Below are 24200 nucleotides of genomic sequence, written 5' to 3' on the forward strand. Positions count from 1 at the left end.
GCATCCGTTGCGCGGCCCCGGCCCGCCGGTCAGTGGTAGGCGTGGACGACGGCGTGGCCCTTGCCGCGGCCGATCATCCACTTGTTGACCGGGGTCGTGATCACGAAGGCCACGGCGAAGCCTCCCAGCAGCGCCGTCCAGAACAGCGCGTCCGACAGATGGGCGTCCATCGCGCCGGGCGTCAGGGCGATGATGCCGTTGTCGACGAGCTCCATCACCGCGATGGAGACGGTGTCGGCGGCCAGCGCCACCTTCACAGCGGCCTTGAGGCCCAGACCGGCCCTGCGGACCGCGAACAGCGTGAACGAGTAGCCGAACACGAACGCCAGCGCGATCGCCAGGACCATCGTCTCCACGTTGCCCCACATCAGGGCGGTGCCGATGACCATGCCGAGGATCTCGCCGATCGCACAGCCGGTCAGACAGTGCAGCGTCGCCTTCGCGGCAGCCCACCACGTCACCCGGCCCTCCCCCGGCCCGGCGTGCCCCTCGCCCGACGGCCGATCGCCGTGGTCATGGGCGGTGCCGGTGTGGTGCGTACCGTGATCCATGGTCGTCATCTCCCATCCCGTCCGGGTGGCATCCCGCTGACCCACGCGACAATCTTATACCCCATGGGGGTATAAGGCATCGCCGGATCAGCGGGATGAACGAGAAGAGGGGCCGACAGGCGAACCGGGCTTCCCGAGCCCTCGGACGCCGCACCGGCAAAGCCCGTACACCCCTCCTGAGTACGCCCACCCGGAGCCTTTGTACAGCTAATGGACAAAGTTTGTTCCGCTGTGCGTCAGCTCTTCCTGCCCCAGGATGAAGCTGCTACCTTCCTGGCCAACCTCCCCTCCGACAAGGGGAGTTGGTGCGAACCAGGGAGGTATGACCATGCCGGGAAGCCTGTTCGCCGGGCATCGCGTGCGATTATTCGCCGGCCTTCCGGCGACGGCCGACGGTGTGGGGAGCCTCCGCTCCGTCCGTGCCGCCTCACGGTGCGGGTGGGCCCGATGACCCTCCTGTCCATGGCGGGGATAGACAAGTCGTTCCTGGGGGTCCAGGTCCTGCACGGCGTCGGGCTCGATCTCGACGTGGGGGAACTGCACGCCGTGGTCGGCGAGAACGGGGCCGGGAAATCCACGCTCGTCAAGACGCTGGTGGGGGTCCACGCGCCCGACCACGGCACGATCCTCATCGACGGAGAACCCGTCGTCTTCTCCCATCCCGCACAGGCGCTGGCGGCCGGGATCGCCATCATCCACCAGGAGTTCACCCTCCTGCCCGACCGCACGGTCGCCGAGAACGTCTTCCTCGGCCGGGAGCCCACCCGCCACGGGCTGGTGGACCGCCGCGCCATGGAGACGGCCACCGCGCACCTGCTGGCCGAACTGGAGGAGACCTCGTTCGGCCCTCGGACCCCCGTCCGCCGACTCTCGGTCGCGCAGCAACAGGTGGTGGAGATCGTCAAGGCGCTGTCCACCGACGCCCGCGTCCTGATCATGGACGAACCCACCGCGGCCCTCGCGGACCACGAGGTCGGCCGCCTGTATGCCCTGATCCACCGTCTGATCGAACGCGGGATGGGCATCCTCTACATCTCGCACCGGCTGCGCGAGGTCTTCGACCTGTCCCGGCGGATCACCGTCATCAAGGACGGCCGCCGCATCGCCACGCTCACCACGGCGGACACCCACGAGAACGAGATCGTCCGCCTGATGGTGGGCCGTGAGCTCAGCACCTACTACCCGCCGCGGAGCACCGCGGCCGAGCGCGGCCCGCTCCGGCTCTCCGTCGACGGCGGGAGCACCGCGAAGCTCACCGGCATCACGGTGCGGCTGCACGCCGGTGAGGTGGTCGGCGTGGCCGGACTCCAGGGCTCCGGCCGCACCTCACTGGCCCGCGCGCTGTTCGGCATCGCCCCCTTCACCGGGGGCGGGATGACGGTGGACGGGCGGGCCCTGCGGCCACGCCGCCCGCGCCAGGCCATCCGGGCCGGTCTGGCGCTCGTCAGTGAGGACCGCAAGGCTGAGGGGCTCGCCCTGCGGCAGTCCGTCCGCGACAACGCGCTGCTCGTCGAACGGGCCGTCTTCTCCTCCCCCTTCCGGCGGCGGCGCTCCGACATCCCGGAGCTCCTGGAAAGCGTCGACCTGCGCACCCACGGCCAGGAGCAGCAGGTGCGCTATCTGTCCGGAGGCAACCAGCAGAAGGTCGTCATCGCCAAATGGCTCGGCGTACGGCCCGGTGTCCTGCTCGTCGACGAACCGACGCGCGGCGTCGACGTCGGGGCCAAGGCCGCCATCCACGACCTGATCCGCGGGCTCGCGCGGGACGGCATGGCGGTGCTGCTCATCTCCTCCGAGCTTCCCGAGGTCATCGGCATGAGCGACCGCGTACTGGTCATGAGCGAAGGCAGGATCGCGGGCGAGCTCCCCGCCGGTCCGACCGAGGAAGAGATCATGCGGCTCGCCACCGCCGGCCGCGCGCCTTCGGAGGCCGTGGCATGAACGCACCGACCCTCACCCCGCCCGGCAAACCCGGCAGGTTCGGCAGATCCGGCAGATCCGGCACAGCCATGAGCGCCACCGGGGCCAGGACCGCGACCGCCGCGAGGCTCACCGACCCCACCACCGTCGTCTACCTCGCCCTCCTGGGCGTCTATCTGCTCGGGTGGATCGTCGTGGAGGCCAGGGGCGGCGCGTTCCTGACCATGGACCACACCGTCGGCATCCTCCAGAACTCCGTGGTGCTGGGGCTCGTCGCCGTCGGACAGACCGCGGTGATCCTCACCGGTTCGCTCGACCTCTCGGTCGCCTACCTGATCAGCATCACGACCCTGGTCGCCGCGGAGACCATGGACGGCAGCGACGCCAACGTCCTTCCCGCGATCGGCGCCGTCCTGGCGATATCGGCGGCGGTCGGACTCTTCAACGGCATCGTCGTCACCACCTTCAAGGTCAACGCCTTCATCGCGACCCTCGGTGTCGGGTTCATGCTGCGCGGCTGGATCGAGGACAACTACTCCGGCCCGGCCGGCAAGGTCTCGGAAGCCTTCCAGCGCCTGGGCTACGACCGGATAGGACCGCTCCCGGTCTCCGCCTTCCTGCTGCTCGCGGTGGGCGCGGCGATGTGGCTGCTGCTGCGCCGCTCCCGGCTGGGCCACCACATGTACGCCGTCGGCGGCGACGAACAGACCGCCCGCCTCTCCGGAGTGCGCACGCACCGCGTGATCATCGCCGCGCATGTGCTGTGCGCAGTGTGCGCGGGCCTGGCGGGACTGTTCCTGGCCGCACGGCTCGGCGCCGGCTCGCCGTGGGCGGGCACCGAGGCACGCTACGACCTGACGTCGATCGCGGCCGTGGTGCTCGGCGGCACCGCGCTGGCGGGCGGCCGCGGCGGCGTGGCGGGGACGCTGGGCGGCGTCCTCATCCTGGCCGTCCTGGACAGCGTCTTCAACCAGATCGGCGTCGACCCGTTCTTCCAGAACGTGGTGCGCGGCGTCGTCATCATCGTCGCGGTCGCCCTCTACGCCCGGCGCGTGACCGGCAAGGGGGCCTCCGGATGAAGAGCACTCCCCTGACCGGGTCGCGGCGGGGCGCGGAACCGGCGGACGCCGGTGCCGTCGCGGAGTCCGTACGGGTGACCAGGCTGTCGCCGCGAGCCCGGTTCCTCGCCTCGCTGCGGGCCGGGGCCCCCGTGTATCTGCTGCTTGCCGTGCTCCTCGTCGCGCTCGGGGTCGAGGACCCGACGTTCTTCGAGCCCGATCCCTTCCTGGCCTTCCTGAAACGCTCCGCCCCGCTGGTCGTCCTGGCGGCCGGTCAGTATCTGGTGATCGTCTCCGGCGGCTACGACCTGTCGGTCGGCGCCCTGGTCACCGTCGGTGTCGTGGTGACGGCCGAGACGTACCACGCCTTCCCCGGCGCCCACTGGCTCGTCGTCGTCGCGCTCCTGCTGCTCGGCGGCGCGCTCGTCGGGCTCGTCAACGGGCTCGCGGCGACCGTGCTCCGGGTGCCGTCCTTCATCGCGACGCTGGGGATGACGCTGATCCTCGAGGGCGCCGTCTTCTACTGGACCCAGGGTTCGCCCAGCGGCGTCCTGCCCGAGAGCTTCCGGGCCATCGGCCGCGCGACCGCGTTCGGTCCGATGCCGTGGGCGGTCCTGGTGTGCGTCGCGGTCGGCGTACTGGTCGTCGTGCTGATGCGGTCCGACTTCGGCCGCACCCTGATCGCCACCGGGGACAACGCACGCGCCGCCGGGCTCGCCGGAGTGCGGGTGCTGCGCGTGCGGACCCTCGCCTTCGTGCTGTCCGGAGTGGCCGCGGCGGTGGCCGCGATCCTCGTCGGCGGCTTCTCCGGGGTCTCCGCGCAGGCCGGCCGGGGCTACGAGTTCGAGGCGATCACCGCCGTGGTGCTGGGCGGCGTCGCCCTCGGCGGGGGCGCCGGGTCCGTGGTCGCCGCCATGTGCGGGGCGCTCTCGCTGCAGACCCTGTTCACCCTCCTGAACCTGCGGGGCGTCTCCGGCGCGATGGAGACCGCGGTGCAGGGCGCCATCGTCATCACCGCCGTCGCCCTCGGGGCGCTGGACTGGTCCGCACTCCGCAGGCGGTTTGCGGCGTACACCCATCGAACACCACGAGGAGAGCGATGAAGGACAGCCGACCGAAGCGCCGCGGACTCCCCCTCGCGGCCCTCGCACTGACGGCGGCGCTCGCCGTCGCCATGACCTCGTGCTCCAGCGACGCACCGGGCAACGCCGACGGTGCCACCGCGGGCGGGGGAAACACCTCGGCGAGCGAGTCGGCCGACGCGGGCAAGAGCGACGCCACGTTCTTCGTACAGGAGGAGTACGACAGCCAACTGGCGCTCCTGGACGCCGAACCGGAGGGACCGGCCGGCAAGCCCTGGGCGCAGATGCTCGACCCGCGGGAGATGGCCGACACGTCCCCGTACAAGAAGAAGGGCCCGTACGAGATCTGCTTCTCCAACGCCAACGTGGCCAACAACTGGCGGCAGACCGGCCTGACGACCATGAAGGCCGAGGCGGCCACCCACCCGGAGATCAGCAAGTTCACCGTCCTGGACGCCCAGGGCAAGGACGACAAGCAGATCTCCGACATCCAGGAACTCGCGGGCAAGGGGTGCTCGGCGCTGATCGTGTCGCCCAACACGACCGCGACCCTGACCCCGGCGGTGAAGGCCGCCTGCGGCAGGATCCCGGTCATCGTGTTCGACCGGGGCGTCGACACCGACTGCCCGGTGACGATGATCAACCCGGTGGGCGGGTACGCCTTCGGACACACGGCGGCGAAGTTCCTGGAGGAGAACGTCGACCCGGGCGGCAAGATCCTGGCCCTGCGGATCCTGCCCGGCGTCGACGTCCTGGAGAACCGCTGGGCGGCCGGCGAGAGGGTTCTGAAGGCGGCCGGGCTCGACGTCGTCGACGTCAAGTTCACCGACGGCGACCCGGCGAAGACCAAGGCCGTCGTCACGGACGCCATCCAGCGGCACGGGACCATCGACGGGGTGTGGATGGACGCCGGGGACACCGCCGTCGCGGCGGTCGAGGCGTTCGAGGACGCGGGCAAGGAGGTCCCGCCCATCACGGGCGAGGACCAGCAGCAGTTCCTGGAGATCTGGAAGGAGAAGAAGCTCACCGCCGTCGCCCCGACCTATCCGACGTACCAGTGGCGCACCCCGGTGATCGCGGCCCTGCGGATCCTCGAGGGTGAGCCCGTGCCGAAGGTGTGGAAGCTTCCGCAGCCGACGATCACCGGCGAGACGCGCGACACGTACCTCACCACCGGGATGCCGCCGCTGCACTACGCGATGTGCGGCTGCGAGACCCTGCCCGGTTACCCCGGCACCTGGGGTGGCAAGTAGCCGCACGGGGACCCACCAGGGCGTCGGGCCCCGTACGACATCCCTCCCTACTCCCCCACCTCACCCCCCCCACACCTCCGAAAGGAGGAGCCGTGTTCGTCCTCGGTGTGAACACCTGGATCTGGACGTCTCCGCTCGACCTCCCCCGGTTACGTCAACTGGCGCCCGGGATCGCGAAGACGGGCGCGCAGGCGGTCGAGCTGCCGCTGGAGGACCCGGACGACTGGGACCCCGCGCAGGCCCGCCGCGTCCTCGCCGACCACGGTCTGGCACCGGCGGCCGTCTGCGCCGTGATGCCGCCCGGGCGTGACCTGGTGAGCACCTCGGCGGCGTCGCTGACCCGCACCCGCGACTACCTTCGGCGCTGTGCGGACGCCGCGGCGGAGCTGGGCGCGCCGACGGTCATCGGGCCGATGTACGCGGCGGTCGGCCGCACCTGGCGCAGCACCGACAGCGAACGCGCTGGCCTCGTCGAGGAGTTCCGGTCGGGGCTGGCGCCCGTCGCCGAGCACGCCGGGCAGAACGGTGTCTCCCTGGCGGTCGAGCCGCTCAACCGCTACGAGACCAGTCTGTTCAACACCGTCGCGCAGACCCGCGAGGCCATCGCGCCGCTCCCCGAGGGCACGGTGGGCATCGCCTTGGACACCTACCACCAGAACATCGAGGAGCGCGGCCTCGCCGCCGGGGTGCGCGCGGCGGCGGGACGGATCGCCCATGTGCAGGTCTGCGCCAACGACCGGGGCACGCCCGGCGCCGATCACCTGGACTGGACCGGTTTTCTGACGGCCCTTCGGGAGGCCGGCTACCGCGGGCCGTTGTGCATCGAGTCGTTCACCGCGCACAACGCGTCCATCGCCGTCGCCGCCTCGATCTGGCGGCCGCTGGCCGAGTCCCAGGACGCCATCGCCCGCGACGGCATCGCCTTCCTGCGCCGCACGATCTCCGCGCTCGAACCCTGAAACGGCTTCCGGGCCGGGTCCGGGTCTGGGTCCGGGTCCGGTTGGGTTCCCCGCGAACGAGCAAGCAGCCATGTCCCCTTGAGGAGAAAACATGCAGCTCTCCGATCGAAGTCGACTACGGGCGCTCGTCCGGCCACTGGCCACCGTCCTGGCGCTGGCACTCGCCGTTCTGGTGCTGTCGCCCCCGCAGAAGGCCGAGGCCCATGTGACGTTCCGCGCCCTGGTGTTCACCAGGGCGGTGGGGTACGTCCACGATTCGATCCCGTCGGCCGTCAAGATGTTCGAGGACGAGGCGGAGGGCGGGCACTACGAGGTGGTGCGGTCCGACGATCCCGCGGTCTTCGACGACGCGAACCTCGCGACCTTCGACGCCCTGGTCATGCTGCAGAACTCGGGCATGGTCTGGGACACCGAGGGCCAGCGTGAGGCGCTGCAGAAGTTCGTCCGGTCGGGCAAGGGCGTGGTCGCCGTACACAACTCCCTCGACATGGGCATCGAGGACGAGTTCCCCTGGTGGGACGAGCTCGTCAACGGGGGCAGCCACATGCCCGCGCACTCGCCCGGTGTCCTGCGCGGCACCGCCAAGGTCGCCGACCGGGTGCACCCGTCCACCAAGGGTCTGCCCGAGCGCTGGACGCGGGACGAGGAGTGGTACAACTTCGACCAGAACCCGCGCGGGAACGTGCACGTCCTGGTGACCGCCGACGAGACCACGTACGACCCCGGCGGGTCCGCGATGGGCGCCGACCACCCCATCTCCTGGTGCCGCAACGCCGAGGGCGGCCGGGTGTGGGCCACCGCGATGGGGCACACGGGCGCCTCGTTCGACGAGCCGGAGATGCGCGAGCACATCGTCGGGGGCCTGCGGTGGGCGGCCGGCGCCGAGCCGGGCGACTGCGGCGGGACGGTCTGGAACAGCTTCGAGAAGGTCACGCTGGACGACAACACCGCGGACCCGATGCAGCTCGACGTCGCCGCCGACGGCCGGGTGTTCTACGTCCAGCGCAGCGGTGAGGTCAAGATCCACAAGCCCGACACGGGCACCACCGTCAGTGCGGGCAAGCTCGATGTGTACACCGGCGGCGAGGACGGCCTGGTCGGCATGGCGCTCGATCCGGGCTTCGCGGAGAACAAGTGGATCTACCTCTACCACTCCCCCGCGTCGAGCCCCACGGACGTCAACCGGGTGACCCGGTACACGGTGAACGGCGACCAGCTGGACACCGCGAGCGCGCAGGACATCATCGACGTCCCCGCCTACCGCGACCGCACCTTCCCCGAGCCCGGACACACCGGCGGCGCCCTCGACTTCGGTCCCGACGGCTCGCTGTACGTCGCCACCGGTGACGACACCCCGCCGAACCTGGACAGCAACTGGCAGGGCTACGCTCCCCTCGACTGGCGGCCGGGCAAGGAGAACCTCGACGCCGCCCGGACGGCCGGCAACACCAACGACCTCCGCGGCAAGATCCTCAAGATCAAGCCGAAGGCCGACGGCGGCTACGACATCCCGGAGGGCAACCTCTTCGCCCCCGACACGGAGAAGACCCGCCCCGAGATCTACGCCATGGGCTTCCGGAACCCGTTCCGCTTCCGCGTCGACCCGGCCAACGGCTGGGTGCACGTGTCGGACTACGGACCGGACCGCGGGCTGCCGACGACCGACCGCGGCCCGGAGGGACTCGTCGAGTACAACGTCGTCAAGCAGGCGGCCAACCTGGGCTGGCCGTTCTGCCACGGCGACAACCAGGCGTACGCGCCCTTCGACCCGGACACCGGGGTCGTCGGCGCGAAGTTCGACTGCTCCGAGCCGACGAACCCCTCGCCCAACAACACCGGCCTGACCACCCTGCCGCCCATCCAGCAGCCGGAGGTCTGGTACGGCTACGGCGCCTCCCCGGACTTCCCCGAGCTGGGTGAGGGCGGATCGGCGCCCATGAGCGGTCCGGTGTACCACTACGACGCGGACAACCCCTCCCCGACCAAGTTCCCGGCCTACTACGAGGGGGCGAGCTTCTTCTACGAGTGGGCCCGCGGTTACGTCAAGGAGATGCGCTTCGACGCGGAGGACAAGCTCCTGAAGATCAACGACTTCGCGCCCACGGTGAAGTTCGCCAAGCCCATGGACATGACGTTCGGTCCGGACGGTTCGCTGTACGTACTGGACTGGGGATCCTCGTTCGGCGGCGGCAACAACGACTCCGGGCTCTACCGGATCGACTACTCGCAGGGTCAGCGGGCCCCGGTCGTCAAGGCCACCGGCACCCCGACCAACGGGACGTCGCCGCTGACCGTCGCGTTCTCCAGCGCCGGAACCGCCGACCCCGACGGCCAGCCGATCGAGCTGGCCTGGGACTTCGACGGCGACGGCACGACGGACTCGACGGAGGCGGACCCCACGCACGTCTACCGCGAGAACGGGGTGTTCACCGCCCAGCTCAAGGCGACCGACCCGGACGGGAAGACCGCGTTCGCGAACGTACCGATCACGGTCGGCAACACCGCCCCGACCGTCACGATCGAACTCCCGGAGGACGGAAAACTCATCGACTTCGGCGACACCGTTCCCTACCGGATCACCGTCACCGACCCCGAGGACGGCCCGGTCGACTGCTCCCAGGTCTTCCTGAACCCGGCACTCGGCCACGACGACCACGAGCACCCCACCGCCGACAAGGCCGGCTGCGAAGGCACCGTCTCCACGGGCGACCTCGGCGGCCACCCCGAGGGCGCGAACCTGTACTTCGTGCTCAACGCGCGCTACACCGACAAGGGCGCACCGGGAAGCGCCGAACTCACCGGCTACGGACGCGCCGTGCTGCAACCCCGGCACCGGCAGGCCGAGTACTTCTCCGCGCAGTCCGGAACCCGGATCGTCGAGCAGTCCGGAGCGGAGAACGGCAAACGCATCGGTGACATCAGCGACGGCGACTGGCTCGCCTACGACGGCATCAACCTGACCGGCACCGAAGCCGTGCGCTACCGCATCTCCGCACCGAGCGCCGGCGGTTCGATCGAGCTGCGAGCAGACTCCCCGACGGGCCCCCTGCTCGCCACCACACCCGTACCCGCCACCGGCGGCTGGGACGACTACCAGTTGACGCCGGCCGTGCCGCTGGACCCGATCAGCGGGTCGCACCGGCTCCACCTGGTCTTCAGGACAGGATCGGGCGGTGCGTTCGACGTGGACGCGATCCAGTTCGACGCGGCCGGAGGCTGACGAAGGCATAACACAGCGCGGAAGACGCACGGGAAGGCCGGGGCCGCCGCAGCTCGCACCATCGGGCTGCGGCGGCCCGCGTCCGTTGGACTCCCCCAGATACCTCAGGGCTCATTGACCTCTTCGACGGTGGCCACACCCGGTCACCCGGACCGCCGTCGCAGTGCGACTGTGTCGGACGTTCCGGACGGGATGGGCCGACCTCCGTTCAGGGGCGCACGGTGCACAGCGCGAGCAGGCAGAGGTTGAACCCCTGGGTATTGCTGGGGCCCGTGTGGCCGCCCGGTCCGGATGCGCCCACCGTGCACCGGGCCAGCAGACAGAGATTTCCGCCCTGTATTCCCCGGTAGGAGGCGAACGGTCCGGCGGCGGACCCTGCTTCGCGAGCGGAGTGGGCCTGCCGGGGCGCCGCTTCGGGAGCGGCGGTGACGGCGGATGCCGCGGGAGCGGTCGCCAACAGCGCGGTGCCGACGACGGCTCCGACGAGCTGCCACCGCAGGGCGGGAACAGGGAGTTTCATGGGGTTCTCCAGATCTCTTCGACGCATGGGCCGGAGGCGTCCGGACGGACGTCCGGACGTGAGTTCTTCGGTGCGAAGCCATCTCCGGATGGGCGTACGGCGTAAATCCGCCAGGCGGTTGGCTGATATGCGCCAGCGAAGTGCAAAGCACGGTCGCCTCCATGTGCCGTGCGTCACATGGGCAATCCGGGGCTGGAGTGTCTCCGAACGACTGGTGTGAAAGCCCCGTTGGGGCAACGTCAACACATCGGAGGCTGCCAGCGTGCACCGGGCCAGCGAAGCGGATGCTTCGCCATCGCGACTTCTGCGCGTTCCGCGCGTGTCGGATCTCCCTGCGGCACCGGCCCACGCCCCCGCAGCTCTCCCCCACCGAGGTGACATCGCGTGACCGACGCACCGCACACCGGCCCCCCGCCGGGCACCCTGCGCCTGACCGCCGCTCAGCAAGGAGTCTGGTTCGCCCAACGGCTCGATCCGGCGGACCCCTCGTACAACATCGCGGAGTACGCGGACATCCGGGGCCGCATGGAACCGGACCTGCTGCGCCGCGCCGTCAGCCACACGGCGCACGAGATGGAGGCTCTGCGCAGCACCTTCGGCGCACACGACGGGGTTCCGTTCCAGCGTGTGCGGAACGGTCAGGAGGGCACGGACATACCCGTGCCGTTGGTGGACCTCTCCGGTGCGGCGGACCCGCACGCCGAGGCCCTGCGGCGGATGAACCGGTGCCTGGCGGAGCCCGCGGATCTGTCGGCGGGTCCCCTGGTCCGCATCACCCTCTATCGTCTCTCCGCCTCGCATCACCTCTTCCACCAGCAGGTTCACCATCTCGCGCTGGACGGCTACGCGGCCGTGCTCGCCCTGTCCCGCATCGCCGAGGTCTACACCGCACTCGCCCTCGATCCAGAGATCGCTCCGGAGCCGCGTCCCACCGGCTCTCTCGCCGCACTCCTCGAGGAGGAGGACGCCTACGCCGCCTCCGAACAGGGCCTCCGCGACGAGAGGTTCTGGGCCGACCACCTCGTCGGCGCCCGCTCCCCCGAGGCCCCCGGAGGGCCCGGGGCGGGACCCGGATACGGGACGGTTTCGGTGCGGCGCGCGTACACCCCTGCGGAGACCGCCCGGCTGAAGGCGGCCGCCAAGAAGGCCGGCACCGGCTGGCCGACATTCCTCATGGCAGCCCTGGCGGTCTGCCTGCACCGGGAGAAGGGGCTCGGCGAGGTCGTCCTCGGGCTGCCCGTCACCGGCCGGCGCACTCCGGCGGCCCGGTCGACCCCGGCCATGCTCAGTTCGATCCTGCCGATGCGACTCGCCGTCTCCCCGGCCGACCGGGTGGCCGATCTCGCGCGGCGGGCGTCCGCCGAAGCCCGGTCGGTACTGCGGCACCAGCGCAGGCCGGCCGAAGCGCTGCGCCGCCGGCTGGGGCTGACCGGGACGAGGACCCCGCTGACCGGGCCGTCCGTCAACATCCTCGCCTTCGACGACGTCCTACGTTTCGGCCCGCATCCCGCGACGCTGCACAATCTGTCGATCGGCCCGGTCGACGACCTGGCCGTGGCCGTGCACGCCTCGTACGGCGACGGCGGTATGCACGTCGATCTGCTGGGCAACGCCGGGCACTACGGTCAGCAGGACCTCGTGGGCCCGCACGAGCGTCTGTGCCGGGTCCTCGACGCGTTCGTGGAGGACCCGGAGCGGACCGTCGGGGCGGTGAGCCCCGTCGGCGAGGACGAACGGCTGCGGGTGCTCGGCCTGGGCGGGGCCACGCCTTCGCGCGGTGACGCCGCGGCGTCGGCGCCGCTGCCGGAGCAGTTCGCGCGGCAGGCCCGGAGCACTCCCCACCGCACCGCCGTCGTCTGCGAGGGCACGACGCTCTCCTTCGAGGAGGTCAGCCGTCGGGTGGACAGGCTGGCCGGGGTTCTCGCCGCGCACGGTGCCCGTCCCGGCACACGTGTCGCGGTGGGGCTGCCCCGCTCCACGGACCTGGTGGTGGCGATGCTCGCGGTGATGCGGACGGGGGCCGCCTACCTGCCCCTCGATCCGTCCTACCCGGCGGACCGGCTCGCCTTCATGATCGAGGACTCCCGCCCCGTGGCCCTGGTGGCGACCGCGGCGTCCGCCCACGCGATCGACCCCGAGGGGTCGGTCCCGACCATCGACCCGTCGTCCACGGCACCGGCCGGTGCGAGCGGCCGGCCGGTCCTACCCGGGCCGCAGGACGCCGCGTACGTCATCTACACCTCCGGATCCACCGGCAGGCCCAAGGGCGTCGTCGTCGAGCACCGTTCCCTGAGCAATCTCCTGGACCACCACCGGCAGGAGGCGCACACCCTGGGCGAGGAGGCTCTCGGCCGCCGGCTGCGGGTGGCCCTGAGCGCCGCGACCTCGTTCGACGCCTCCTGGGACCCGGTGCTCTGGATGGTCGCCGGACATGAACTGCACATCGTCGCGGACGACGTACGCCGGGATCCGCAGGCTCTGGTGCGGTATCTCGTCGACCGACGCATCGACGCCATCGAGGCGACCCCCACCTACCTGCGGCAGCTGCTGGCGGCGGGCCTGCTCACCTCGGACGGTCACCGGCCGCGCGTCATCGCCCTGGGCGGCGAGGCCGTCGACGACGGACTCTGGGACGAACTGGCCGCCGATCCCGGCCTGCTGGTCTTCAACTTCTACGGGCCCACCGAGACCACCGTCAACGCCGTGACCGCCCGGGTCACCGGCGCCTCCCCGGTGATCGGACGTCCCGTCACGGGGGCGGGGGCGTATGTGCTGGACCCGTCGCTGCACCCCCTGCCGAGAGGGGCGGTCGGTGAGCTGTACCTGTCGGGCGAGGGCGTGGCACGCGGATACGCGGGGCGGCCGGGGCTCACCGCCGAGCGCTTCATGCCGGACCCCTTCGGTATCCCGGGCGGGCGGATGTACCGCACCGGTGACCTCGCCCGGTGGGACGAGGACGGCTCGCTGGAGTTCGTGGGGCGCGGCGACGGGCAGATCAAGGTGCGCGGTGTCCGGGTCGAGACCGGGGAGATCGAGGCCGCCCTGCGTTCGCTGCCGGGCGTCGAGGACGCCGCGGTGGCCCTGACCACCGCGCAGGACGGTCCGGAGCGGCTGGCCGCCTTTCTGGTGGCCGGAGCCGGTGCGCCCGGTCACACGGAGGCGCGCGACGCGGTCGCCGCCCTGCTGCCCGCCCCGTTCGTACCGACGGCGTGGGCGACGGTGGAGCGCCTGCCGCTGACGCCCAACGGGAAGCTCGATGCGTCGGCCCTGCCCGAGGCGCTGCCCGTGGCGTCCGACGGCGGCGCCCCGCGCACCGCCCGGGAGGCCCGGATGTGCGCGGTCTTCGCCGCGTGCCTGGGGGTACCGAGGGCGGGCCGGGACGACGACTTCTTCGCGCTGGGCGGCCACTCGTTGCTGGCGATGCGGCTGATCGGCCGGATCCGCGGCGAGTTCGGCGTGGAGGCGCCGATCAGCGCCCTGTTCTCCGCACCCACACCGGCCGGCCTGGTGGCGGCGCTGGGCGAGGCCGCCGTGGCACGCACCCCGGTGACGGCGGCCGGCCCACGGCCGAAAAGGCTGCCGCTCTCGTTCGGGCAGCAGCGGCTGTGGCTGCTGGAAACGCTGGGCGATACGGGCGCCTCCTACCATCTGCCGGTGGCGCTGCGCCTGCGCGGGGAGCTGGACCGTGAGGCGCTGGAGCAGTCCCTGTACGACCTCGTGGAACGGCACGAGGCGTTGCGCACCGTGGTGGCCGGGACTCCGGAGGGCCCGTGCCAGAAGATCCTGCCGACGCCCGGACCCGGAGATCCGCTCCTGAGGATCATGGCCGCCGGTGAGCCGGTGGGCCCGGCCTCGGCGCCTTTCGATCTGGAGCGCGAGATCCCGTTGCGGGCCCAGCTGTTCCCGGTCCGCGCCGACGAGCACGTCCTGGTCGTGACGCTGCATCACATCGCTGCGGACGGCTGGTCGATGGGTCCGCTGATGCGGGACCTGTCCGCCGCCTACGCGGCGCGCCGCTCGGGGCGGGCGCCCGGGTGGGACGAACTTCCGGTGCAGTACGCCGACTACGCGCTGTGGCAGCGCGCCCTTCTCGGGGATCCGGACGCGCCCGGCAGTCTCGCGGCCCGCCAGCTCGCCCACTGGGCGGACTCCCTGGCAGGACTGCCGGAGGAGTCGGCCTTCCCGGCGGACCGGCCACGTCCGGCCCGCCCCTCGGGGCGCGGTGGGAGCGTCCCGGTGCGGCTCGGAGCGCGGGACCACCGGACGCTGGTGAAGCTGGCCGGGGACAGCGGCTCCAGCCCGTTCATGGTGCTCCACGCGGCCTTGGCCGCCCTCATGTCACGCCTGGGCGCCGGCGAGGACGTCGCCCTGGGCACCCCGGTGGCGGGGCGCACCGACGAGGCGCTCACCGATCTGGTCGGCTTCTTCGTCAACACACTGGTGCTGAGGGCGGACACGTCCGGCGCGCCGGTCTTCCGCACCCTGGTGGAGCGGGTGACCCGCACCGACCTGGCCGCCTACGCGCACCAGGACATCCCGTTCGAACGCGTCGTCGAGACGTTGGCGCCCCCACGGTCGCTCGCACGTCATCCGCTCTTCCAGGTGATGCTGAGCCTCGACAACACCCCCTCGCCACGCCCCCGCCTCGACGGTCTGGCGGTCAGCCACGACACGTCCGTGGGGCGGGCGGGCGCCAAGTTCGACCTCAGCTGGGACCTGGCCGAGCAGCACGACGACCAGGGCCGCCCCGCCGGCATCACCGGGGAGCTGGAGTTCGACGAGGACCTCTTCGACCGTACGACTGCGGAACGGTTCGCCGAGCACTTCACCCGGCTCGTGGGCGCCCTGCTCGCCGAACCGGACCGCCCGGTGACGGACGTGGGCTTTCTGGCTCCCGCTCAGCGCGCCGCGGCTCTCGACGAGCTGCCCCGCGGCGCGCAGAAGCCGGTCAACGCGACGCCGAGGCTGCCCGGGGAAGCGGACGAGGACTGGACGGTGCTGGACGTCCTGGCCACGCGTGCCGCCGTCCAGCCGGACCGCACGGCCGTCGTGGCCTGCGACGGACGCCTCACCTTCGGTGAACTCCGCTTCCTGGTCGATCGCCTGGCCGCGGCTCTCGCGGAATCCGGGGTCGGTGCGGGCGACCGGGTGGCGGTGGCGCTGCCCCGTACAACCCTCGCCGTCGTGGCGGTGCTCGGCGTCCTGCGGGCCGGAGCGGTGTACGTCCCCGTCGATCCGGCGCAGCCCGCGGCCCGCACCGCGCTGATTCTCGAAACCGCGGCCCCGCGCCTGGTGCTGGCCACGTCCGGCACCCACGCGACGCTGCCGGACTCGGCCGACGTACTGCTGTTGGACGGAACCCGGCAGTGGCGTGCCGCTCAGCGGGCCACGCCTGTGCCGCCGCGCGGCCGGGACGCGGCGTACGTGCTGTACACCTCCGGGTCCACCGGGCTGCCGAAGGGTGTCGTTGTGGAGCACCGGTCGCTGGCCGCGCTCCTGGCCCATCACCGCGAGCGGCTGATGGGGCCCGCCGAGGCGGACAACAACGGGCTGCCGCTGCGCGTGGCGCTCACGGCCGCGATGACCTTCGACGCGTCCTTCGACCCACTGCTCTGGATGGTCGCGGGCCATGAGCTGCACCTCGTGGACGACGCGACGCGCCGGGACCCCGAAGCACTCACCGCTCTGCTCCACGACCGGGCGATCGACGTCGTCGAGACCACCCCCTCCTTCGTGGAACAGCTGCGTTCCTGCGGTCTGTTCGCTCCCGGCCGGCCTCGGCCGCGGGTGCTGGCGTTGGGCGGGGAAGCCGTGCCCGCACCCCTGTGGCGGGAGCTGGCGGCGCTGACGGACGTCGCGGTGTGGAATCTGTACGGGCCCACCGAGTCCACCGTGGACAGCGTGATGGGCCGTGTCCTGCCCGGCGTACGGCCGCACCTGGGGCACCCGGTGGCCGGCGGCCGGGCCCGGGTGCTGGACGGGCGGCTGGGGCCGGTCGCCCCCGGGGTGACGGGAGAGCTGTATCTGTCGGGCCCGGGCGTCGCCCGCGGCTACGAGAACCGCTCCGCCGCGACGGCCGACCGCTTCCTGCCCGACCCGTACGGGGCGCCCGGCGGGCGGATGTACCGCACCGGTGACCTGGTGCGCCGGGCCGGGGGACGGCTGGAGTACCTGGGGCGTGCCGACGGGCAGATCAAGGTCCGCGGCTTCCGGGTCGAGACCGGGGAGGTCGCGGCCGCCCTCGACGCACACGCCGACGTCGCGCAGTCGGCGGTCGCGGTGCGCGCACACCCAGGCCGTGACAACGACTCCGGCGAGGCCCGGCTGGTCGGCTGGGTCGTGCCCATGGGCCACCGGGTGCCGACGCCCCGGGAGTTGCGGGCTTTCGTCGCGCGGCGGCTGCCGGCCCACATGGTGCCGTCGCTGATCGTTCCGGTCGCCGCCCTCCCGCTGACCCCGCACGGGAAGGTGGACTTCCCGGCCCTGCCTCTGACACCGGCGGCCGGGGGTACGGAGGGGGAGGGGCAAGCCCGGCTGTCCGCCCCGGAGGAGATCCTCTGTGCCCTGTTCGCGGAGAGTCTGGGACAGGAACAGGTGGCGCGTGACGACGACTTCTTCGCGTTGGGCGGCCATTCGCTGCTGGCGACCCGGCTGATCGGCCGGATCCGGTCCGCGTTCGGCGTCGAGCTCCCGGTACGGGCCCTGTTCGAGTCCACGACCCCCGCCGCGCTGGCCGAGCGGCTGGCGGGAGCGGGCGCGGCGCGGCCGGCCCTGCGCCGGACGCCTCGCACGGAACGGCCGCCGCTGTCCGCGGCTCAGCAGCGCCTGTGGTTCCTGCACCAGCTGGACCCGGGAGCGGCGGCGTACCACATGGCGTTCGCCGTGCGGCTCGACGGCAGCCTGGACCGGCATGCCCTGCGGCGTGCGCTGGGTGATGTGCTGACCCGGCACGAGAGTCTGCGCACGGTGATCGCTCCCGGCGACGGCTACCCGCGCCAGCACGTCCTCGCGCCCGGTGACGCCCGTCCGGAGCTGCCGGTCGTGGCGGTCGAACAGGCGGAGCTGGGGGAAGCGCTGCGCGAGGCGGCGGCCGAGCCCTTCGACCTGACGCACGACGTCCCGCTGCGGCCGGTCCTGTTCCGGAGCGCTGAGGACCGGCACACCCTGCTGGTGACCGTTCATCACATCGCGGCGGACGGATGGTCGATGGGGCCGCTGGCGCAGGACCTGGCCGGGGCCTACGCGGCGCGGTGCGCCGGGCGGGCGCCGAGCTGGACCCCCCTGCCGGTCCAGTACGCGGACTACACCCTCTGGCAGCGCGACCTGCTCGGCAGTTTCGAGGACCCGGCCTCCGCGGCCTCGGGTCAGCTCGCCTTCTGGAAGGACCGGCTGGCCGGCGCCCCGGAGGAGACCGCGCTGCCCGCCGACCGGCCCCGGCCCACCTCGCCGGGCGGGCTTGGCGGCACGGTCCCGGTGCGGGTGCCCGAGGAGACCATGGCGGATCTGGCGCGGCTCGCGAGGTCGACGGCGAGCAGCACCTTCATGGTGCTGCACGCCGCGCTGGCGGCGCTGCTGCACAGGATGGGCGCCGGCACCGACATCACGATCGGCACCCCGGTGGCCGGGCGGACCGACGAGGCGCTCGACCCCCTGGTGGGCTTCTTCGTCAACACCCTCGCCCTCCGTACGGACCTGGGCGGCGAAGCGGACTTCGCGGAGCTGCTGGCCCGGGTGCGGGAAACGGACCTGGCCGCCTACGCCCACCAGGAACTGCCCTTCGAACGGCTGGTGGAGGCCCTCCGGCCGGCCCGTTCCCTCTCCCGCCACCCGCTCTTCCAGGTCATGCTGACCCTGAACAACCACCGGCCGCCGCGACTGGACCTGCCGGGTCTCAACGCCAGGCTGGAGGGGGTCGACACCGGGGGCGCGAAGTTCGACCTGTCGTTCTCCTTCACCGAGCGTGCGGGGACCGGCGCGGGTGCGGGGACGGGCGTTGATTCGGGTGCGGGCGTGGACTCGGGTGCGGGAGGCGACGGATCGTACCTGGACGGCACACTGGAGTTCAGCCGGGACCTGTTCGACGCAGAGACCGCCGCAAGGATCGCCGACCGCTTCGTCCTTCTCCTCGCGCACGCGGTCCGCGCCCCCGCCACGAGCGTGGGCGACCTGCCGCTGACCGGCCCCCGGGAACAGCGGCGGCTGCTGGCCCTCGGGGAGGGCGGGGGCACGGCTCGACACGTCGCGCCGCCGTTGACGGTGCTGGACCGGTTCGCGGCCACGGTGGCCGCGGCGCGCAGCGGTGACATCGCGGTGACCGCGGCGGACGGCAGCCTGTCCTTCGCGGAGCTCGACGCCCGCTCCGACCGGATCGCCGCACTGCTCGGCCGGGCCGGCGCGGGCCCGGCCGATCCGGTGGCGGTGCTGCTGCCGCGCGGTACCGGTTCGATCGCCGCGCTGCTCGGGGTGCTCAAGGCCGGGGCCGTGTACGTCCCGGTCGACGCCTCCCTCCCGCAGGGCCGGATCGACGCGGTGCTGGCCGATGCCCGCCCGTACGCCGTGCTCACGGCCGACGCCACGCACACCCGGGCGACGGGCGGATGGCGTCGCCTGAACCTGGACTCCCCGGACTCCCCGGACTCCCTGGACTCCCCCGACTCCGCCGCCGCGCCGGGCGCCCCGGTGCACCTGCGGGAGCAGGTCCGGCCGGGGCCCGCCGACCCCGCCTATCTCCTGCACACCTCGGGGTCGACCGGCCGCCCCAAGGGGGTCCTGGTCGGCCATGGCTCGCTCGCCCGGCTGCTGGAGCACCACCGCCGCCATGTCTTCGGGCCCGCGGTACGGGCGGCCGGGCGGCCCCGGCTCCCGGTCGCGCTGACGGCGGCGCTGTCCTTCGACGCCGCGTGGGACCCGGTCCTCTGGATGATCGACGGGCACCGGCTCCATGTGCTGGACGACCTGACGAGGCGGGACCCGGAGGCCCTGGTCGAGGCGGTACGCGACCAGGGCCTGGCGGTGCTGGAGTCCACTCCCACCCATGTCCGGCAGTTGCTGGACGCCGGCCTGTTCGCCGAGCCGGACCGGGCTCCGTCCGTGGTGGTCCTGGGCGGCGAAGCCGTCCCCGCCTCGCTGTGGAACGACCTGCGGGCCCGGCCGGGTCTGCGGGCCTGGAACTTCTACGGTCCCACCGAGGCCACGGTGGACACCCTCACCGCCGACCTCCGGGCGACGGTGCGGCCGGTGCTCGGCTCTCCCGTCGACGGAACGGCCGTCCGGCTCCTCGACGACCGGCTGCGGCCGGTGCCGGTGGGGGTGACCGGCGACCTCTACCTGGCCGGGGACAGCCTGGCCCTGGGCTACCACGGACAGCCCGGGGGAACCGCCGCCCGTTTCGTGCCCGACCCCTACGGCCCCGCGGGCACGCGGATGTACCGGACCGGTGACCGGGCCGTGCGCACGGCGGACGACGCCCTGGAGTTCTCCGGGCGCGCCGACGGCCAGGTCAAGGTGCGCGGCTTCCGGGTGGAACCGCAGGAGGTCGCCTCGGTTCTGGCGGAACACACCGATGCCGCCCACGTGGCCGTGGTGGCGTACGGGGAGGATCCCGGGGGCTCGCGTCTGGCGGCGTACGTGGTGCTCGCCGAACAGCCCGACGCCCACGCAGAGGCAGCAACAGAGGCAGGAGCAGCGGCGGCAGCAGGAGCGGATCCGGCAACAGGGGCGGATGGAACGGGTGTTGCGGAGCCCACCGGCACCATGCGGTCCGACGCCGCGCGACTCGACGGGCTACGGCAACACGCGGCGGCGCGGCTGCCCGCGTACATGGTCCCCTCCGGCTGGGTCGCCGTCACCGGGATCCCCCTGACGCCCAGCGGAAAGCTGGACCGCGCGGCACTGCCCGACCCTTCGTCGGCCACGCCGTCCACCGGCACGGGGCGCAGTCCCCGCAATCCGCGCGAGGACGTGCTGTGCACGCTCTTCGCCGAGGTGCTGGAGCGCGATCAGGTCCTCATCGACGAGGACTTCTTCGCCCTGGGCGGTCACTCCCTGCTGGCGGCCGGTCTCGTCGGCCGCATCCGTGACGCCCTCGGTGCGGACGTCAGCATCCGCAGTCTGTTCGAGGCGCCCACGGTCGCCGCCCTGGCGGAGCGGATCCGCGCCGGCGCCCAGGACAACCCGCTGGCGACCCTGCTGCCGCTGCGGACCAGCGGCAGCCTGGCGCCGCTGTTCTGCGTCCACCCGGCCGGTGGCCTGGCCTGGGCGTACGCGGGGCTGCTCCCCCACCTCGGCAGCGACCGGCCGGTCTACGGACTCCAGACCCCGAACCTGGACGGCACCGAGCCGTTCCCCGACAGCATCGAGGCGATGGCCGCCGTGTACGTGGCCGAGCTGCGGACCGTACAGCCGCACGGCCCGTACCACCTGTTCGGCTGGTCCTTCGGCGGCAACGTCGTCCAGGAGATCGCCGTCCAGCTCCAGGAAGCGGGCGAGGACGTGGCCTTGCTGACGATCCTGGACGCGTTCCCGCTCGCCCCGCTGGACGACCTGGACAGCGCGAGCCGGGACACGGTCTTCCGGGCCCTGCTCACCAACATGGGGGTCGGCCAGGGTGCCCTGGACGGGGACAGGCCGGTGGAGGCCGCCGCCGTACGTGATCAGTTCCTCGCGAACGGAAGTCCGCTCGGGGCGCTGGAACCGGCCACGATCGACGCGATGGTGGACAACTTCGCCGGTCAGGCACGGCTGATGCGGAAGTACACCCCCCGCGTGTTCCACGGTCCCGTGCTGTTCTTCACCGCCGCCGAGGGCCGCCCCGAGGACACCTTCGGCCTGTCCCTGTGGGACCCGTACATCGACGGACCCATCGAGAACCACGACGTGCCGTGCGCGCACGCACAGATGATGCAGCCCGCCGCGCGGGAGCAGATCGGCACCACGGTCTCGACCGTGCTCAACGCCGGCCACCGCACCGAACACCACACCGAACGCAGCACCGAACGCAGCACCGAACAAGGAGACCCGTCATGACGAATCCCTTCGACGACCCGCACACCCGGCACCGCGTCCTGGTCAACGACGAGGGACAGCACGCCCTGTGGCCGTCGTTCGCGACGGTGCCCGCCGGCTGGGACGAGGTGTTCGGCCCGGCGGAGCACGCCGCCTGCCTGGAGTACGTGGAAGTCAACTGGACCGACATCACCCCCAGGAGCGCCCGCGTACGGGTGGCATGACCCGGCCCCGTTCACCCCGACCGCGCCGGCCCACGCACCACGAGAGGCACCCATGACCGCCCCGCCGACCCGTCCGGCGATACGCGCCGAAGGACTCACCAAACGATTCGGGAAGAAGCAGGCCCTGGCCGGTGTGGACCTGGAGGCGGCCCCCGGCACCGTGCTGGGGGTCCTCGGCCCGAACGGCGCGGGAAAGACCACCACGGTGCGGGTGCTGTCGACGCTGCTGCGGCCGGACAGCGGCCGGGCCTGGATGGCCGGTCACGACGTCCTCGCCGACCCGGAGGCCGTACGCCGCGACCTCGGTCTTTCCGGGCAGTACGCCGCGGTCGACGAGAAGCTGACCGGACGGGAGAACCTCTATCTGGTGGCCCGGCTCTACGGGTTCGGCCGTCGTGCCGCCCGCCGCAGGGCCGGGCAGCTGCTGAGCGGCTTCGACCTGGAGGACGCCGCGGACCTGCCGAGCGGGACGTACTCGGGAGGGATGCGCAGACGGCTGGACCTGGCCGGAGCGCTGGTGGCACGACCGGCCGTGGTGGTCCTGGACGAGCCCACGACGGGCCTGGATCCCCGGGGCCGGGCGGACACCTGGCAGGCCGTCAGGGATCTGGTCGCCGAGGGGACGACCGTGCTGCTGACCACCCAGTACCTGGAGGAGGCGGACCAGTTGGCCGACGCCATCGTCGTGATCGAGAGCGGCAGCGTGGTGGCCCGCGGCTCGGCAGCCGAACTCAAGGCGCGGGTGGGCGGCGAGCGGCTTTCGCTGACCGTCGCGGAACCGGGGCACCGGGGCACCGCGGCCGGGATACTGGCCACACTGGGAGAGCACCTCCCCGACCTCGAACCGCGCACCGGCCGCCTGACCGTCGCCACCGACCACGGCGCGCGGAGCCTGGAATACGCTCTGGGCTGCCTGCGGCTGGCCGGTATCGCCGTCCGGGACGTGGAGCTGGCGCAGCCGACGCTGGACGACGTGTTCCTCTCCCTCACCGGCCGGCCGCTCGAGCCGGGAACGCCTCAGGCCGTCGCGGCGGCCTCGGCGAGCACCACGGCGACCGGGGGCGGTGACCGGTGACCGCCGTCCAGCAGTTGAGCCGCGACTCCTCCATCGTGGCCTGGCGCAACCTGCTGAACCTGCGCCGGACCCCGGGGTCGGTCATCGCGGCCCTGGTCCAGCCGGTGATGTTCGTCCTGCTGCTCGCCTACGTCTTCGGCGGGAGCCTCGGCGGGGCCGAATACCGGACGTTCCTGATGGGCGGCATCTTCGCCCAGGCCGTCACCTTCAACGCGGCGTTCACCGCCCTGGGTCTGGCCAACGACATGGACAAGGGCATCGTCGACCGTTTCCGCTCCCTGCCGATGCCCGCCATGGCGGTGCTCCTGGGCCGGACCCTGTCCGATCTGACGATGAGCGCCGTGACCCTGGTCGTCACCTCCCTGTGCGGGCTGCTGGTGGGCTGGCGGATCACCGCGTCGGCTGCCGACGCGGTCCTGGCCTACCTGCTGATCCTCCTCTTCGCCTTCGCCATGTCCTGGGTGGGAGCGGCGATCGGGCTGATGGCCCGCAGCGTCGAGGTCGCGCAGAGCGCGGGGCTGATCTGGCTCTTCCCCGTGACGTTCGTGTCCTCGGCGTTCGTCTCCACGCACACCATGCCGGGCCCGTTGCGGACGATCGCGGAATGGAACCCGGTCTCCGCCACGGCGACCGCCGTCCGGCAGCTCTTCGGCAACCCGCCGCCGTCCGGCCTCCCGACGAGCGACACCTGGCCCGTCGTGCACGCCCTCCCCTACGCCGTGGCCTGCGCCTGCCTGATCACGGGCGCGTTCATGCTGCTCGCGCTCAGGAGGTTCCGGCGCATCACCCTGGGATAGAGGCCCAGCACGGTGCGCTCCTCCGCGCGACGTCGCAGCCGGGCACGCAGTCGCTTTTGATGGTGGCGGTGCCACCGGGGATGACATAGAGAGCCGCCGCCGGTGGGCCGGTGCCTCAGTTCCGTGAGCGAGATCCGAAGGTCCGCGGTGCCGGGCACGGTGAGTTCGACGAGCCGGGCGATGCGGGTCTCGGTGTTCACCCCGCCGTTGACCGCGGGGTGCTCTCGGGGACGGCGAGGGAGAAGCGGACCGTGGCGCGGCTCTTCGGCCGTACGGTGACGGTGGCTTCGGAGTCCGGCTTCAGCCGGGCGCCGACGCCGGTCATCCGCCGGCCTTCCTGCGCGGGAGCCAGACCGAGTACGAGGCTGTGAGGAGGAGGCTCCACAGGGCAGGGAATCGCGCCCGGCCGGTGGTGGTGGCGCGGCTGCTGGGGAGCCCGCCGCCGACGTAGTAGTTGCTCGCCGTGCCCGGCGCTCCGGTGCCGTCGTTGGTCCGCACCGAGACGTTGTCGCCGTTGGTGTTGGACGTCAGCACGTC

The 24200-nt window shown here is 72.3% G+C and carries 14 protein-coding genes; 10 read left to right on the forward strand and 4 right to left on the reverse strand.

Annotated features, from left to right (window positions below):
- Window positions 1-29: 29 nt before the first annotated feature.
- Window positions 30-551 carry a DUF4396 domain-containing protein gene (locus ACIQPT_RS01350; RefSeq protein WP_401151603.1) on the reverse strand — a complete coding sequence of 174 codons (522 nt, stop codon included), beginning with the start codon at window positions 549-551 and terminating at the stop codon, window positions 30-32.
- A 447-nt stretch (window positions 552-998) separates the two neighbouring features.
- On the opposite strand from ACIQPT_RS01350, the gene ACIQPT_RS01355 reads away from it, so the two are divergent.
- From ACIQPT_RS01355 to ACIQPT_RS01380, 6 genes are all read left to right on the forward strand, one after another.
- Window positions 999-2492: a sugar ABC transporter ATP-binding protein gene (locus ACIQPT_RS01355; RefSeq protein ID WP_401151205.1), complete on the forward strand. Its 1494-nt coding sequence runs from the start codon at window positions 999-1001 to the stop codon at window positions 2490-2492.
- Window positions 2493-2560: 68 nt separating this feature from the next.
- Window positions 2561-3550, forward strand: a complete 990-nt coding sequence (locus tag ACIQPT_RS01360) for an ABC transporter permease (RefSeq protein WP_401151606.1) — start codon at window positions 2561-2563, stop codon at window positions 3548-3550.
- A complete protein-coding gene (locus tag ACIQPT_RS01365) occupies window positions 3547-4632 on the forward strand; it encodes an ABC transporter permease (protein ID WP_401151208.1) in 1086 nt (361 codons plus the stop codon). The genes ACIQPT_RS01360 and ACIQPT_RS01365 overlap by 4 nt, the downstream gene beginning before the upstream one ends.
- Entirely contained in the window at window positions 4629-5864 is a 1236-nt protein-coding gene (locus tag ACIQPT_RS01370) for a substrate-binding domain-containing protein (protein ID WP_401151211.1), read from the forward strand. The genes ACIQPT_RS01365 and ACIQPT_RS01370 overlap by 4 nt, the downstream gene beginning before the upstream one ends.
- Before the next feature lie 92 nt (window positions 5865-5956).
- The gene (locus ACIQPT_RS01375) at window positions 5957-6823 is read left to right on the forward strand and encodes a sugar phosphate isomerase/epimerase family protein (protein WP_401151213.1); all 867 of its coding nucleotides are present in this window, start codon (window positions 5957-5959) and stop codon (window positions 6821-6823) included.
- Window positions 6824-6914: 91 nt separating this feature from the next.
- Window positions 6915-10043 carry a ThuA domain-containing protein gene (locus ACIQPT_RS01380; RefSeq protein WP_401151215.1) on the forward strand — a complete coding sequence of 1043 codons (3129 nt, stop codon included), beginning with the start codon at window positions 6915-6917 and terminating at the stop codon, window positions 10041-10043.
- Window positions 10044-10251: 208 nt separating this feature from the next.
- Here the strand turns inward: ACIQPT_RS01380 and ACIQPT_RS01385 are convergent, their stop codons facing one another.
- The gene (locus tag ACIQPT_RS01385; RefSeq protein ID WP_401151218.1) at window positions 10252-10563 is read right to left on the reverse strand and encodes a hypothetical protein; all 312 of its coding nucleotides are present in this window, start codon (window positions 10561-10563) and stop codon (window positions 10252-10254) included.
- A gap of 384 nt (window positions 10564-10947) precedes the next feature.
- Between ACIQPT_RS01385 and ACIQPT_RS01390 the strand changes: the two genes are divergently transcribed.
- Genes ACIQPT_RS01390 through ACIQPT_RS01405 form a run of 4 tightly spaced genes read left to right on the forward strand, consistent with a single transcriptional unit; the run spans window position 10948 to window position 23663 of the window.
- Window positions 10948-21588 carry an amino acid adenylation domain-containing protein gene (locus ACIQPT_RS01390; protein ID WP_401151220.1) on the forward strand — a complete coding sequence of 3547 codons (10641 nt, stop codon included), beginning with the start codon at window positions 10948-10950 and terminating at the stop codon, window positions 21586-21588.
- Window positions 21585-21791 carry an MbtH family protein gene (locus tag ACIQPT_RS01395; RefSeq protein WP_401151223.1) on the forward strand — a complete coding sequence of 69 codons (207 nt, stop codon included), beginning with the start codon at window positions 21585-21587 and terminating at the stop codon, window positions 21789-21791. Before ACIQPT_RS01390 ends, ACIQPT_RS01395 begins: the two co-directional genes overlap by 4 nt.
- Window positions 21792-21843: 52 nt before the next feature.
- Window positions 21844-22866: an ATP-binding cassette domain-containing protein gene (locus ACIQPT_RS01400; RefSeq protein WP_401151226.1), complete on the forward strand. Its 1023-nt coding sequence runs from the start codon at window positions 21844-21846 to the stop codon at window positions 22864-22866.
- Window positions 22863-23663, forward strand: coding sequence for an ABC transporter permease (locus ACIQPT_RS01405; protein ID WP_401151228.1), 801 nt, complete (start codon window positions 22863-22865; stop codon window positions 23661-23663). The genes ACIQPT_RS01400 and ACIQPT_RS01405 overlap by 4 nt, the downstream gene beginning before the upstream one ends.
- 196 nt (window positions 23664-23859) lie before the next feature.
- On the opposite strand, the gene ACIQPT_RS01410 is transcribed toward ACIQPT_RS01405, so the two are convergent.
- Window positions 23860-23988, reverse strand: coding sequence for a hypothetical protein (locus tag ACIQPT_RS01410; protein ID WP_401151621.1), 129 nt, complete (start codon window positions 23986-23988; stop codon window positions 23860-23862).
- Window positions 23985-24197, reverse strand: coding sequence for a hypothetical protein (locus tag ACIQPT_RS01415; protein WP_401151624.1), 213 nt, complete (start codon window positions 24195-24197; stop codon window positions 23985-23987). Before ACIQPT_RS01415 ends, ACIQPT_RS01410 begins: the two co-directional genes overlap by 4 nt.
- Window positions 24198-24200 lie beyond the last annotated feature (3 nt).

The organism is Streptomyces sp. NPDC091289 (assembly GCF_044757365.1).
In the GTDB taxonomy this organism is placed as follows: domain Bacteria; phylum Actinomycetota; class Actinomycetes; order Streptomycetales; family Streptomycetaceae; genus Streptomyces.